The 13,972-nt window shown below is 72.9% G+C and carries 11 protein-coding genes, 1 tRNA gene and 1 riboswitch; of the genes, 10 read left to right on the top strand and 2 right to left on the bottom strand.

The features are described from left to right. Positions 1–210 precede the first annotated feature (210 nt). The 4 genes from ACFVTC_RS11620 to ACFVTC_RS11605 all read left to right on the top strand — a co-directional run bounded on the left by ACFVTC_RS11620 (position 211) and on the right by ACFVTC_RS11605 (position 5,694). A complete protein-coding gene (locus ACFVTC_RS11620; RefSeq protein ID WP_390126393.1) occupies positions 211–2,604 on the top strand; it encodes a M4 family metallopeptidase in 2,394 nt (797 codons plus the stop codon). A gap of 218 nt (positions 2,605–2,822) precedes the next feature. Continuing rightward, a complete protein-coding gene (locus tag ACFVTC_RS11615) occupies positions 2,823–4,010 on the top strand; it encodes a thiolase family protein (protein ID WP_390126392.1) in 1,188 nt (395 codons plus the stop codon). Between the two features lie 127 nt (positions 4,011–4,137). Then, entirely contained in the window at positions 4,138–4,911 is a 774-nt protein-coding gene (locus tag ACFVTC_RS11610; RefSeq protein WP_390126391.1) for a sulfite exporter TauE/SafE family protein, read from the top strand. Between the two features lie 36 nt (positions 4,912–4,947). Then, positions 4,948–5,694, top strand: coding sequence for a cobalt-precorrin-6A reductase (locus ACFVTC_RS11605; protein WP_390126510.1), 747 nt, complete (start codon positions 4,948–4,950; stop codon positions 5,692–5,694). Between the two features lie 626 nt (positions 5,695–6,320). On the opposite strand, the gene cobF is transcribed toward ACFVTC_RS11605, so the two are convergent. Together cobF and ACFVTC_RS11595 are read right to left on the bottom strand one after the other, a co-directional pair. Continuing rightward, positions 6,321–7,091, bottom strand: coding sequence for a precorrin-6A synthase (deacetylating) (gene cobF, locus ACFVTC_RS11600; protein WP_390126390.1), 771 nt, complete (start codon positions 7,089–7,091; stop codon positions 6,321–6,323). A 91-nt stretch (positions 7,092–7,182) separates the two neighbouring features. After that, positions 7,183–7,710: a DUF309 domain-containing protein gene (locus ACFVTC_RS11595; protein ID WP_390126389.1), complete on the bottom strand. Its 528-nt coding sequence runs from the start codon at positions 7,708–7,710 to the stop codon at positions 7,183–7,185. 100 nt (positions 7,711–7,810) lie between these two features. Between ACFVTC_RS11595 and ACFVTC_RS11590 the strand changes: the two genes are divergently transcribed. From ACFVTC_RS11590 to ACFVTC_RS11565, 6 genes are all read left to right on the top strand, one after another. After that, positions 7,811–7,884: transfer RNA gene (locus tag ACFVTC_RS11590), tRNA-Pro, on the top strand. Between the two features lie 287 nt (positions 7,885–8,171). Continuing rightward, entirely contained in the window at positions 8,172–8,525 is a 354-nt protein-coding gene (locus ACFVTC_RS11585; RefSeq protein WP_390126388.1) for an SH3 domain-containing protein, read from the top strand. 1,157 nt (positions 8,526–9,682) lie between these two features. After that, entirely contained in the window at positions 9,683–10,903 is a 1,221-nt protein-coding gene (locus ACFVTC_RS11580; protein ID WP_390126387.1) for a type III PLP-dependent enzyme, read from the top strand. Positions 10,904–11,018: 115 nt separating this feature from the next. Continuing rightward, the gene (locus tag ACFVTC_RS11575; RefSeq protein ID WP_390126386.1) at positions 11,019–11,252 is read left to right on the top strand and encodes a hypothetical protein; all 234 of its coding nucleotides are present in this window, start codon (positions 11,019–11,021) and stop codon (positions 11,250–11,252) included. A 5-nt stretch (positions 11,253–11,257) separates the two neighbouring features. Continuing rightward, the gene (locus tag ACFVTC_RS11570; RefSeq protein WP_390126509.1) at positions 11,258–12,337 is read left to right on the top strand and encodes a maleylacetate reductase; all 1,080 of its coding nucleotides are present in this window, start codon (positions 11,258–11,260) and stop codon (positions 12,335–12,337) included. A 151-nt stretch (positions 12,338–12,488) separates the two neighbouring features. Beyond that, positions 12,489–12,583, top strand: a riboswitch (TPP riboswitch). After that, complete coding sequence (locus tag ACFVTC_RS11565) at positions 12,573–13,967, top strand: purine-cytosine permease family protein (protein ID WP_390126385.1); 1,395 nt, start codon at positions 12,573–12,575, stop codon at positions 13,965–13,967. Its footprint overlaps the riboswitch before it by 11 nt. The last annotated feature ends 5 nt before the right edge of the window (positions 13,968–13,972 follow it).

Raw genomic sequence — 13,972 nt, 5'->3', positions numbered from 1 at the left:
GGGCGGCCTCCGCCGAGGGTTAACCCTCGAATGCCCCGAAGGTGCATGACATGGATGCGTCAAGCTGCCATCCTTCCTCCACCTGCCGGACAGGCCCCCACGGCCTGCGCAGGGGCCCCGCACCGCACTGCTCAGCTCGTCCCGGGCAGCACATCCCGTCTGTCCGGGCTGTCACCGGTCGTCCCCGCGACCGCAGCAGTAGGAGTACGAGTGAGACGAATTCCCCGTCAGGCGGCCGCAGCCGGAGCACTCGCGGCCACCGCCGCGTTGCTGGCCGTCGGCATACAGACGGTTCCGGCGGTCGCCAAGCCCGCCGCCCCCCACCCCAGTCCGTTGCGCAGCGGAGGGCTGGAGGCCAGGCTCAGCCCGGCCCAGCACGCGGCCCTGCTGAAGAGCGCGGCGCAGAGGACGACGGCGACCGCCGGCACCCTCGGCCTCGGGGCCAAGGAGAAGCTGGTCGTCAGGGACGTCGTCAAGGACCAGGACGGCACGTTGCACACGCGCTACGAGCGCACCTACGCCGGTCTGCCGGTGCTGGGCGGCGACGTGGTCGTGCACACCCCGCCGGCCTCGCTGGCCGCCGGTACGGTGAGCAGCACCTTCAACAACAAGCGCACCATCAAGGTCGCCTCGACCACCGCGACCTTCAGCAAGTCGGCCGCCACCGGCAAGGCCCTGAAGGCCGCGAGGTCCCTGGTCGCCGAGAAGGCCACGACCGACAGCGCCCGCAAGGTGATCTGGGCCGGCAGCGGCACCCCGAAGCTTGCCTGGGAGACCGTGATCGGCGGCTTCCAGGACGACGGCACCCCGAGCCGGCTGCACGTCATCACCGACGCCACCACCGGTAACGAGCTCTACCGCTACCAGGGCATCGAGACCGGTGTCGGCAACACGCAGTACAGCGGCCAGGTGAGCCTGACGACGACGCAGTCGGGCTCCAACTACACGCTGACCGACGGCGCCCGCGGCGGCCACAAGACGTACAACCTGAACCGGGGGACCTCCGGCACCGGCACGCTCTTCTCGCAGACCAGCGACACCTGGGGCAACGGCACCACCTCCAACGCGGCGACGGCCGGGGCCGACGCGCACTACGGAGCCCAGGAGACCTGGGACTTCTACAAGAACACGTTCAACCGCAGCGGCATCAAGAACAACGGGGTCGGCGCCTACTCCCGCGTCCACTACGGCAACGCGTACGTCAACGCGTTCTGGGACGACAGCTGCTTCTGCATGACCTACGGCGACGGTTCCGGCAACGCGGACCCGCTGACCTCCCTGGACGTGGCCGGCCACGAGATGAGCCACGGTGTCACCTCCAACACCGCGGGCCTCAACTACACCGGCGAGTCCGGCGGCCTGAACGAGGCGACCTCCGACATCTTCGGGACCGGCGTCGAGTTCTACGCGGCGAACGCCTCCGACCCCGGTGATTACCTCATCGGCGAGAAGATCGACATCAACGGCGACGGCACCCCGCTGCGTTACATGGACAAGCCGAGCAAGGACGGTGGCTCCGCCGACAGTTGGTACTCCGGCGTCGGCAACCTGGACGTCCACTACTCCTCGGGTCCGGCGAACCACATGTTCTACCTGCTCTCGGAGGGCAGCGGCACCAAGGTGATCAACGGTGTCACCTACAACAGCACCACGTCCGACGGTGTCGCCGTCGCGGGCATCGGCCGGGCCGCCGCCCTGCAGATCTGGTACAAGGCGCTGACGACGTACATGACGTCCAGCACCAACTACGCCGCGGCCCGCACCGCCGCGCTCAACGCCGCCACCGCGCTGTACGGCGCCAACTCCACCCAGTACGCGGGGGTGGCGAACGCCTTCGCGGGCATCGCCGTCGGCAGCCACGTGACCCCGCCCTCGAGCGGTGTGACCGTCACCAATCCGGGCAGCCAGTCCTCCACCGTCGGTACCGCGGTGAGTCTGCAGGTCTCCGCCAGCAGCACCAACAGCGGCTCGCTGAGCTACGCCGCGACGGGTCTGCCCACCGGCCTGTCGATCAACGGCTCCACCGGCGCGATCACCGGGACACCGACCACGGCCGGCACCTACAGCACCACGGTCACCGTCACGGACAGCACCGGCGCGACCGGTACCGCGTCCTTCACCTGGACCGTCTCCTCGGGTGGGGGTGGCACCTGCACCTCGGCGCAGCTGCTCGGCAACCCGGGCTTCGAGTCCGGCAGCGCCTCGTGGACCGCGTCGAGCGGTGTCATCACGACCGACACCGGTGAGGCGGCGCACGGCGGCTCCTACAAGGCATGGCTCGACGGCTACGGCTCCACCCACACCGACACGCTCTCCCAGTCGGTGACGATCCCCGCCGGCTGCAAGGCCAGCTTCACCTTCTACCTGCACATCGACACCGCGGAGACCACCACCGGCACCGCGTACGACAAGCTGACGGTCACCGCCGGATCGACCACCCTGGCCGCCTACTCCAACCTCAACAAGGCCACCGGGTACGCCCAGAAGACCTTCGACCTGTCCTCGTTCGCCGGCTCCACCGTCACCCTGAAGTTCAGCGGCGTGGAGGACTCCTCGCTCCAGACCAGCTTCGTCGTCGACGACACCGCCGTCACGACCAGCTGACCGACACCGTACGACCGAGTCGGAACCAGCGCTGACGTGGGCCACCCCTCGGGGTGGCCCGCGTTCGTCCATGGGGCACCGCCTGCCCCGCGCCCGCCGGAGCCGGGGTTCCGGCGGGCCCGTGCTTTCCAAGGCGTGGGCACCGGGCTATAGTCAAAAACTAGCGGTGCTAATTAATGGTTGATCTCGTTGTTCCGGTGTCCGTCAGGAGTCCTGTCGTGCGTCCTGTCCACTTCGCGGCGGCCCGCCGCACCCCCATCGGCAAACTGCGCGGCGCCCTGTCCGGGGTGCGGCCCGACGACCTCGCGGCGACCGTGATCCGGGGGCTGCTCGCCGACGTGCCCGCGCTCGACCCGGCCCGGATCGACGACGTCTACTGGGGCGCCGCCAATCAGGCGGGCGAGGACAACCGCAACGTCGCCCGTATGGCCGTTCTGCTGGCCGGCCTGCCCGCGACCGTGCCCGGCGCGACCGTCAACCGGCTCTGCGCCTCCGGCCTCGAGGCCGTCACCACGGCGGCCCGCGCCATCGCCGCCGGCGAGGCCGACATCGTGCTCGCGGGCGGCTCCGAGTCGATGAGCCGGGCCCCCTTCGTCCTGCCCCGCCCGGACGAGGCACTGCCGCACCGCATCGAGACCGTCGACACCCGGCTCGGCTGGAGACTGGTCAACCCGGCGATGAAGGAACTGCACGGACTCCTGTCGATGGGGGAGACCGCCGAGGAGGTCGCCGCCCGGTACGGGGTCTCCCGCGAGCGCCAGGACGCGTTCGCGCTGCGCAGCCACCAGCGTGCCGCGGACGCCCGCAAGAACGGCCACTTCGACCGCGAACTGCTGCCCGTGGAGCGCCCCGACGGGGTGATCGTCGACACCGACGAATGCGTACGCGAGGACACCTCGCTGGAGAAGCTGTCCCGCCTCAAGCCGGTCTTCCGCGCGGGCGGCACGGTCACCGCGGGAAACGCGTCGCCCATGAACGACGGAGCGGCCGGACTGCTCCTGGTCGGCGAAGAGGCGCTGAACGACCTGGGCCTGGAGTCGCTGGGCCGGTATGTCGCCGGCGCCTCGGCGGGAGTCGACCCGGACGTCATGGGCATCGGCCCCGTTCCCGCCACGCACAAGGCGCTGGCCCGGGTCGGCTGGAGCGTCGGCGACCTCGACGAGGCCGAGTTCAACGAGGCGTTCGCGGCCCAGGCCCTCGCCTGCGTGGACCGGCTCGGCATCGACCCGGAGCGGGTGAACCCCACCGGCGGCGCCATCGCGCTGGGCCACCCCCTCGGAGGCTCGGGCGCCCGTATCCTCACCACCCTGCTGCACCGGATGCGCCGCAACGACGCCGGCCGCGGCCTGGCCACGATGTGCGTCGGGGTCGGCCAGGGCAGCGCGGTCCTGGTCGAGCGCCCCTGACCGCGTCCCCGTGAGTGCCGAGCACGCCCCCGGGGCCGGAACCGGGGGCGACCGGGCCCGCGCGGTGATCACCTGACGGGACGCTCCTTACGGGGACGAGATGCGTGGGCATAGCATCGGTCCCCGCATGAACACGATGACGCTCTGGCACATATCCGGCTGGGAATTCGCCGCCCTCGCCGCCGCGGCACTGCTCGTCGGCTTCTCGAAGACCGCCGTCAGCGGGGCCAACACGGTCAGCCTGGCGATCTTCGCCGCCGTACTGCCCGCCCGCGCCTCCACCGGCGTGCTGCTCCCCCTGCTCATCGTCGGGGACGTGCTGGCCGTAGCGACCTACCGGCGGCACGCCCACTGGCCCACGCTGTGGCGGCTGTTCCCGGCGGTCGCGGCGGGTGTCGTCCTCGGCACGCTGTTCCTGGTGTGGGCCGACGACGGGCTGGTACGGACCTCGATCGGCGCGATCCTGCTGCTGATGGCGGCGGTGACGCTCTGGCGCCGCCGGGCCGCCACCGAGGAGGAGGAACCCGACGCGGTCGCGACCCGGACGGGCCGGATCAAGGCACGCTCGTACGGCGTCCTCGGCGGGTTCACCACGATGGTCGCCAACGCGGGCGGCCCGGTGATGTCGATGTACCTGTTGTCCGCCGGCTTCCGCAAACTGGGCTTCCTGGGCACCTCGGCCTTCTTCTTCCTGATCGTCAACACGTCCAAGGTGCCCTTCAGCGTGGGCCTCGGGCTCGTCGACGGACACTCGCTGCTCCTGGACGCGGCGCTCGCGATCTTCGTCGTACCGGGTGCGTTCCTCGGCAGATGGGCCGTGCACCGCATCAACCAGCTGCTCTTCGAACGGCTGGTGATCGCCGCGACGGTGGTGGGCGGGGTGCAGCTGCTGCTGCGCTGACCACCTCGTAGGCTCGACGCCATGGCCCCCCACGTCCTGGCCCCCCACGTCCTGGTCCTCGGCGGCACCACCGAGGCACGCCTGCTCGCCGCCGAACTGGCGGGCCGCCCCGGAGTGCGGGTGACCACGTCTCTCGCGGGGCGGGTGTCCCGGCCGGGTGCGCTCGAAGGGGACGTGCGCGTCGGCGGGTTCGGCGGGGCGGACGGACTGGCGCGGTGGCTGCGCGAGCAGCGGGTGGACGCCGTCGTCGACGCCACCCACCCCTTCGCCACCCGCATCACCGAGAACGCGGCCCTCGCCGCCGCCGCGACCGGAGTCCCGGCGGTCGTCCTGCGCCGTCCGGGCTGGCGGCCCGGCCCCGACGACCGGTGGCACTTCGCCGCCTCACTCACCGAGGCCGCCGCGCTCCTCCCGCCACTGGGCCGCCGGGTCTTCCTCACCACCGGCCGCCTTGGCCTGGCGGCCTTCGCGCACCTCCCCGGACTCCACTTCCTCGCCCGGTCGGTGGAGGCGCCGGAGCCGCCACTGCCGCCGGACACCGAAGTGCTCCTCGCCCGCGGCCCGTTCACGGTGGACGACGAACGGACCCTGTTGCGCGCGCACCGCATCGACGTCCTGGTGACGAAGGACAGCGGGGGAGAGGCGACGGCCGCGAAGCTCACCGCCGCTCGCGCACTGGGCCTGCCCGTGGTCGTCGTGCGCCGGCCGCCGCTCCCGGACGGTGTGGCCGCGGTGCCGGACGTGGCGTCGGCCCTGGCCCGCTTGGACCTCGGCGGCGCCTGAAGCGGGCACGGCTCCCGCCCGGCGACCGGAGCCGGCGACACACGACCCGACGCGCCGCCCAGGGGGCCGGGCGCGTAGGGGACGGGCGGCTCGGCGATACGTGCCGGATGAGCGGCTCGGCGATACGCGCCGGTCGAGGTGCCGCGCGAGGGCCGGTCGAGGTGCCGCCGGAGGGCCGGTCGAGGTGCCGCGCGAGGGCCGGTCGAGGTGCCGCGCGAGGGCCGGTCGAGGTGCCGCCGGAGGGCCGGACGAGGTGCCGCGCGCGGTAGGTAGGGGCCCCCAGGGCATGCACGTACGGGGAGCTCTGCCCCGTCTGTGCATGGGGCTCCCGCCCGGTCTGGGTACGCGGAACTCCGTCCGGCTTGTGTGCGGGAAGCCTCGTCTGGCCTGCGTGCGGGGGAGGGGCTCCGACCGGTCTGCGTACGCGGAGTCCCGTCCGGCCTGTCTACGGGAAGCCCCGTCCGGCCCGCGCGTGACGAGCTCCGCCAGGCCAACGCATGGGGAGCTCTGCCCAGGCTGCCTACGGGGAGCGCCGTCCGGCCCGGGGGCCCTGGGCGCGTTTCCTGCCCTGCCGTCGCGCGGCCCCTTCGCGACCTCCGCGGAAGCCTGCGCAGCAGCTACGTGTGCTACCCCCGCGGACGCCTGCGCAGCAGATACGTGTCCATGATCCAGCCCTTGCGCTCGCGTGCCTCGGCGCGCAGCCGCTCGATCCGGGGGGCCGCCTCGGCTATCGGGCCGGAGGCGAGGATCTCGTCGGGTGTGCCGATGTACGCGCCCCAGTAGATGTCGATGTCCTCGTCGGCGTACCGCCGGAAGGCCTGGTGGGCGTCGAGCATGACGACCACGTCGTCGACGCCTTCGGGGAAGCCCTCCGCGAGACGCCTGCCCGTGGTGATCTGGACGGGCCCGGCCACCCGGTTGAGCCCCGTGCGGTGCCGGGCGACGAGCGCGGAGACGCTGCTGATGCCGGGCACGACGTCGTACGTGAACGCCACCGCGCCCCGGTCCAGGATCTCCTCCAGGATCCCGAGGGTGCTGTCGTACAGCGCGGGATCGCCCCACACCAGGAACGCGCCGCTCTCGTCCTCGCCCAGCTCCTCGGCGATGAGCCGCTGGTAGATGTCGGCTCGGGCGCTGCGCCAGTCCCCGACGGCGGGGGAGTACGCGGCGCCGTCGGCGGCCCGGTCGCGGTCCGGGTCGCGGGCCTCGACCAGGCGGTACGCCCCGTCGGGCAGGTGGGCGTCGAGGATGTCACGGCGCAGCTGGACGAGGTCCGACTTCGCCTCGCCCTTGCCCAGGACGAAGAACACGTCCGTGCTCCGCAGCGCCTTGACCGCCTGGAGGGTGAGCTGGTCGGGGTCGCCCGCGCCGATGCCGATGACATGAATCTTTCGCACACCCCGAGTCTGCCGCACGCCACCGACAGCGGACGCACCGCGTCCGACCTGGGGTTCGCGCCCGGCCCGGACCAGCGTGCGCAACGGCCTCTCAGCGCGTGCCCCCGCGCAACCGGGGCGCCCAGGCCCCGGCGCTGACCGCGACTCCGTCACGCTCCACGACAGTCGCCAACTCCCTCGCCCATGAGGCCAGTTCGGTCAGATCGAGCCCGTAGGGGCGGGGCGGGCCGGCCGTGCCGGCCCGCCACTCGTCGACGGCTCCGGCGCCGCGCCGCAGCAGCCGGGCGCCGCCCGTCGTATTGCCCCGGGCCGCGTGCGTGAGGCCCACCGCGAGCTGGGCCAAACCGCGCCAGAGCGTGCGCTCGTCCTCGGGGCCCGACTTCCAGGCGTCCTCGAAGACCTCGTGCGCGTGGAACGGCCGCCCCGCGTCCAGCAGCGCCTGGGCCTCGGTCACCGTCCGCTCGGGGTCGCGCACGACGCCCTCCGGCTGCCGCTCGACGCCGTCGGCGCCGTACGGCAGAGGGCGGCCCAGCCCGTCCCGCGGCCGGGCGTTGCGCGCCCTGCCCTCGGTGTCCCGATCCCGCGCGCCGTTCTGCCGACTTCCGGATGTCCCGCTCATGCCCCGATTGTCTCTCGCCCCGTGCCCTCTTCGGAGCAGCCCCCGCTGTGGGGTAAAGTTCTGTCCGCACGATCCCGCGGGACATCGCGGGGGAACGCATCGGGACGTGGCGCAGCTTGGTAGCGCACTTGACTGGGGGTCAAGGGGTCGCAGGTTCAAATCCTGTCGTCCCGACGGTGCGAAGGGTCTTCACGGGCGACAGCCTGTGAGGGCCCTTTTTTCGTGCGCCCGGGGATGCCCGCGTGAGCCGGCACACATGGGTTCCCCGCTCTCCATGCGCGGCGTCCCCGGTTCCGCCCGTGACCACCACCGGGTGCTGGTCGGCGGCGGCGGGACGTTTCGAGCGTGGTCGAAAGAAGTTCCCCGCCCGGCGCCGGACTTGCAAGGCTGCCTTGTGGGATCACGCGGGACGCGCGGTCCCGCCCGGGAAACCACGGGACTCCACCACGGGGAAGGGCCGCATGACCATGAGGACGAGGACCAGGGCGTTGACCACGGCGGGTGTCGGCGCGTTCGCCGCCGGACTGCTTCTGACCGGCGCCGGCGGGGCGCAGGCAGCGGCGGCGGGACTGCCGTACGCCGTCACTCCGTACGTGAACGTCAACGTCCGCTCCGGCCCGTCGAGCCAGACCGGTGTCACCGGGCACGTCACCGCGGGGGATCCGCGCGGCGCGTCGTGCTGGACCCACGGAGAGACCATCCGCGACAACGGCTATGTCAACGACGTCTGGGTGCGGCTGGCCGAGGGCTATGTGAGTGCCGTCTATCTCAAGGGTGACCAGTACGGCGGACTGCCCGCGTCGGCCATCTGCTGACCTGACCGGACGCGGTGCCCGGTTCCGGACGGAGCCGGGCACCGCGTCATGCCGGAACGCGTCCTGTCCCCTCGCGCCGGCCCGACCCTCCCTGATCCGCCCACGTCGATCCGACCCTCCCCGATCCGCCCCACGTCGATCCGATCCTCCTCGATCCGCCCCACGTCGATCCGATCCTCCTCGATCCGCCCCGCATCGATCCGAGCCGCCGCTACGTCCGCCGTGCGCGCGCCACGCTCCGCGACTGCGCCGCCGTGCGCTGCGAGGGCTCCCAAGTGCTGCGCCCCGGCGGACATCTAGTGCCCCTCGGGCGCCTCCGCTTCAGCGGCGCGTTCGCCGGCCGCTCGCGCGGCTCCGACGTCTCGAACCCGGCCGGTGTCCGCGCCCGCGTCGGCGCCCGGCGCCCGGCGCCCTGCGTCCGGCGCCCTGCGTCCGGCGCCCGGCACCCTGCGTCCGGCACCCTGCGTCCGGTGCCCGGCACCCGAGACCTCCTCACCCCGTGCTGGTGAATGCGCCCCGCCGGAACACCACCGACTGCGCGCCCGTGGAACCGCGGCATGGGAGGGTGTCGTGGGTGGTGGTGTGTGTGCCGGTGCGGCACTCCCGGGACGGTTCGCGCCCGTGAGCGGCTCAAGGTGGCTGAGGATCTCTGACCGGGTAGAGATCGTATCCGGGCCACGGGTTTGGAGTCGCGGATCAGAATGATGGTGGGATGCCACAGGGCGCGAGCCCTGCGAGCGAGGGCGTCGGCCCGCCGGAGGGCGGCGGCGGTGCTCTCCTGGTCCCCGCTCCTTCCGCTGGACCGGACGCTCGGTCGGCCCCTCCCGGACACTCCGCCCCCGCCGACGGACCCGGTACGGACTGCGGACCCGGCACGCGCGTCGCACCCGTGTCCCGGGAGAGATACCGGCTACGCCTTGGCGCCCGCGGACCTGCTTCCCGCGGAGCGCGCGGCTCTGTTCCCCGTGGCGCCCGCGGCTCTGCTGCCCGTGGCGCCTGCGGCTCTGCTCCGCGTGGGGCCCGCTGCTCGGCTCCGCGTTTCCGGCGTGGCCCCGCTCCCCGTGTCGCGCGCCGGCCGGTCGGCGATGTCGGCCGGCCGTTCGCCACCCCCGTCGCGTGCCGACGACACCTTGCGCCATACGACCCGGAGTGCCCCAATGATCACACCCCCGCGCGCGGTGCGCGACCGCATCCTCTCCCTGTCGCCCACGGAACTACCCGCCTACGTATACGACTTGGCGGCTCTACGCGCCCACGCCACGTCCGTCAGAGCCGCCCTGCCCGATCGCGTCGAGCTGTACTACGCGGTCCAGGCCAACGGGGAACCGGAGATCCTGGCCGAGCTCGGCCCGTACGTCGACGGTTACAAGGTGTCCTCCGGCACCGAACTGGCCCACGTGGCCGAGGCCGCCGTGGACCGTCCGCGGGTCTTCGGCGGTACGGAGAAGACCCCGACGGAGCTGGCGGACGCGCTGGAGCGGGGCGTGACACGCTTCCAGGTCGAGAGCGAGTACGAGCTGTACATGCTGGCGGGGCTGGCCCAGCGGCACGCTCCGGACCGCCGGGTGGCGGTGCTGCCGCGGTTCGACCTCCCGGTGCCCGACGGTCTTCTCACGGCGGACGGCGGCGGGTCCGCCACCGCCTCCGGACTCGATCCCTCCCGGGCCGACACGATCGTCGGCCTGCTCACCGACGGCAGCTATCCGAACCTCGAACTACGAGGTGTCCACGCCCACTTGGCCAACGGCGTGCACGCCGAGGAACACCTGGCGCTGGCCGGGTCCGTCGTCGCCTGGACCCTGGAACTGGCCGCCCGCAACGGCCTTCGGCTCACCGAGGTGGACATCGGGGGCGGTATGGCGGTGGACTACGACCGCCCCGAACGCCGCTTCGACTGGCACGCGTACGGCGAGGGCCTCGCCCGGCTCGTCGCGGCCCACCCGGGGCTGACGCTGCGGATCGAGCCCGGTCGCGCGCTGACCGCGTACTGCGGCTGGTACGCGAGCGAGGTGCTGGACGTCGAGCACGGCTCCAGCGAGGACTTCGCCGTCATCCGTGGCGGCGCCGTCCACCTGCGCACCCCTGTGACCGGGCGCCACGACCAGCCCTGGTCCGTCCTCGAAGTGGAGCCATGGCCGTATTCCTGGCCGCGTCCCGTGGTGCGGAGGGAGCGTGCCACCCTCACCGGCCAGCTGAGCACGCCGAAGGACGTCCTGATCCGCGACGTCCGGGCCCAGGGCCTGCGGGCCGGTGACCGTGTGGTGTTCTCCCTCGCGGGCGCCTACACCTCGTCCGCCCCGCACCGGGCCCACACGCGCTATCCGGAACCAGGCTTCCACTTCCTGGACGCGAGCGCCGACGGCGACCGGTCCCGATGACCGATGATCGATGGCCGATGGCCGTGCGACGGAACACCAGGAGTTGCCGCCGGGGGCGCGGGGGCGCATCCTCGGACACGCCTGGCAGGATCGTGCGCCGGACCAGGAGAGTGGCATGACCGTCGAACCGACCGACTTCACGACAGACCTCCCGACCGCCTTCATGAACGAGTCCACGGCCGACTCCACGGCCGACTCCACGGCCGACGTCGTCGACGCCGTGTTCGCCGTCGGGCAGGGCCTGGTCCAGGAGGTCGCCGAGACCGACGATCCTTCCCTGCCAGGGGAGTTCGGCCTCTCGGCCCCTCTCCGGCTCGCCCGCTTCGACCTCGTACGGGAGCAGGCATGAGCGCCATGGACACCCCGCTCGACTTCGCGTACGAGACCCGGCCGGGCCGGGTCGTCTTCCGGCCCGGCGCCGCCGTGTCCGCGACCCCCGGCGAGGTCGCCCGGCTCGGTCTGCACCGGGTGCTGGTGGTCTGTGGCAGCCGGGGCGAGGTCACCGCCCGCGCGGTCGCCGACGCGCTGGGCGGCCAGTGCGCGGGGCTGCACGCCGAGGCCCGGATGCACGTACCCGCCGAGGTCGCCGCCCGCGCCGTCGAGGTGGCCCGCGAGATACGGGCCGACGGCTGCGTGGCGGTCGGCGGAGGCTCGGCGATCGGCCTCGGCAAGGCGATCGCGTTGCGCACCGGGCTGCCGCTGATCGCCGTGCCGTCCACCTACTCCGGCTCCGAGATGACTCCGGTGTGGGGTCTGACCGAGGACGGCGCCAAACGCACCGGACGCGACCTCGCCGTCCAGCCCCGAAGCGTCGTCTACGATCCCGAACTCACCCTCGGTCTCCCCGTTCCCCTCTCGGTGACCAGCGGTGTCAACGCCCTCGCGCACGCAGTCGAAGCCCTGTACGCGCCCGACGCCTCGCCCCTCGTCTCGCTCATGGCCGAGGAGGGGGTCCGGGCGATGACGGGGGCCCTGCCGGCCGTGGCCGCCGCACCCGGCGACCTCGCCGCGCGCAGCCGCGCCCTGTACGGCGCGTGGCTGTGCGGCGCCTGCCTCGGTGCCACCACCATGGGCCTGCACCACAAGCTGTGCCATGTCCTCGGCGGCACCTTCGGCCTGCCGCACGCCGAGACGCACACGGTGGTCCTGCCCTACGTCCTCGCCTACAACGCGTCCGCCGCGCCCCGGGCGATCGCCACGCTGTCCAGGGCGCTCGGCACGGACGACGTCCCGCGCGCCCTGCGGGAGCTCGCCAGGGGTCTGGGAGCGCCCAGCACCCTCGCCGAACTCGGCCTGGAGGAGGCCGACTTGGCGGAGGCCGCGGCGCAGGCCGCCGGTCAGGCGTACCCGAACCCCCGCCAGGTCACCGCGCACGGCGTGCTGGGCCTGCTGACAGCGGCGTACGAGGGCTGGGAGCCGCGCGTCGGCCCCTGAGAGCTGTCCCGCGACAACGCCGACGCACGGACTTCTCGCCCCCGGTCGCGCGGGTCCCCGCGCCCCTTGCCCGGGACGTACCGCGCCCCTTGCCCGGACGTACCGCGCCCCCTGCCTGGGCCGTGCGCGCGGGCCGGGCTATCCTGACGCCGAACCGGACACGGGGTGCCCCGCACGTGGGCTGAGATCACACCCGTCGAACCTGAACCAGTTAGGACTGGCGGAGGGATGTCTCATGTCGTTGCCGTATGCCCGTGGTGAAGTGGCCGTCGGGGGCCCGCAGGGCGTCTTCGACGGGCGGATGCCCGAGGCCCCCGGCGATCTGCGCGTCGAGGCGCGCGGCATCGCCCCGGTGCCGGAGGACCACCGCTACGGCGGCCCCGGCCGCCTCTTCACCGTGTGGTTCGCCCCCAACCTGACGATGACCGGCGTCTTCACCGGTACGGTCGGCATCGCGCTCGGCCTCGACTTCGCCACCGCGCTGACCGCCGTCGTGCTGGGCACCCTGCTGGGCGCGGTGCCGACGGCGTACCTCGGCACCTGGGGCAGCCAGACCGGCGCCGGACAGCTGCCGCTCGCCCGGCTCGCGTTCGGACGGGCCGTGCTGGTGCCGGGTGCGCTGCAGTGGCTGTCGTCGATCGCCTGGGACGCGCTGATCGGCCTGTTCGGCGGGGACGCGCTGGCGCAGTTGTGCGGCTGGCCGTTCTGGCTGGGTGTGCTGGTCATGATGGGCGCGCAGGGAGCGCTCGGCGTCCTCGGGTACGAGGTGATCCACCGGCTCCAGACCGTGATGACGTTCGCCCTCGCGGCCGCCTTCGCCGCGCTGACGGTGAAGCTCCTGAACGGCGACCACCCCGCCGCCACCGCCTCCGCGCACGGCGCAGACCGGGCCGGGGCCTTCGTCCTGACCTGCACCATCGCCCTCAGTCTGGCGCTGTCCTGGGCCCCCTACGCCAGCGACTTCAGCCGCTATCTGCCGCGTACGGCGTCCCGGCCGCGGATGTTCTGGTGCACGCTCGCCGGTGTCAGCGTGTCCTTCGTGGCCGTCCAGGCGCTCGGTCTGTGGGGCGCCTCCGTCTTCACCGACCAGACCGCCCGCGGCGTCGACACCCTGCTGGGCGGCGGTGTCCTCGGTGCCTTCGGGCTGCTCGCCGTGGCCCTGGCCGCCCTGAGCAGCAACGCCATGAACGACTACAGCGGCTCACTCGCCCTGCAGACCATGGGCGTACGCCTGCCGCGCCCGGCCGCCGCCGCGCTGGCGGCCGTACTCGGCTTCCCGCTCGTGCTGTGGATGCACGCCGCCGACACCACGACCCGGTTCCAGAACGTGCTGCTGCTCGTCGGCTACTGGATCCCCGGGTTCGTCGCGATCGTCGTCGTCGACTGGCTCGTCCGGGCCAGGGCGCGAGCCGGCGCGCCGGTCGATCTGTCCGCCGAGAGCGCCCGTCCGCGGCCGTGGTGGCCCGCGCTGGTGGCGTTCGTCGGTGCCTTCGCCGCGGCGGTGCCGTTCATGAGCACCAGCCTGTACGTCGGTCCGGTGGCGCGGGCCCTGCACGGTGCGGATCTCGCCTACGGGGTGGCGTTCCTCGCGGCCCTCGTGGTGTACGCGCCGCTACGGCTGCGCCGCTGACCACG

The organism is Streptomyces sp. NPDC057950 (genome assembly GCF_042887295.1).
Classification (GTDB): Bacteria; Actinomycetota; Actinomycetes; order Streptomycetales; family Streptomycetaceae; genus Streptomyces; species Streptomyces kaempferi.
Note: the sequence above shows the minus strand (reverse complement) of the source record. Positions and strands in the feature narration are given on the sequence as shown.

Coding starts and splice junctions, on each gene's coding strand:
- ACFVTC_RS11610 (WP_390126391.1), top strand. CDS start 4,138: ATGAACACGATGACGCTCTGGCACATATCCGGCTGGGAATTCGCCGCC.
- ACFVTC_RS11595 (WP_390126389.1), bottom strand. CDS start 7,710: ATGAGCGGGACATCCGGAAGTCGGCAGAACGGCGCGCGGGATCGGGAC.
- ACFVTC_RS11585 (WP_390126388.1), top strand. CDS start 8,172: ATGACCATGAGGACGAGGACCAGGGCGTTGACCACGGCGGGTGTCGGC.
- ACFVTC_RS11580 (WP_390126387.1), top strand. CDS start 9,683: ATGATCACACCCCCGCGCGCGGTGCGCGACCGCATCCTCTCCCTGTCG.
- ACFVTC_RS11575 (WP_390126386.1), top strand. CDS start 11,019: ATGACCGTCGAACCGACCGACTTCACGACAGACCTCCCGACCGCCTTC.
- ACFVTC_RS11570 (WP_390126509.1), top strand. CDS start 11,258: ATGGACACCCCGCTCGACTTCGCGTACGAGACCCGGCCGGGCCGGGTC.
- ACFVTC_RS11565 (WP_390126385.1), top strand. CDS start 12,573: ATGTCGTTGCCGTATGCCCGTGGTGAAGTGGCCGTCGGGGGCCCGCAG.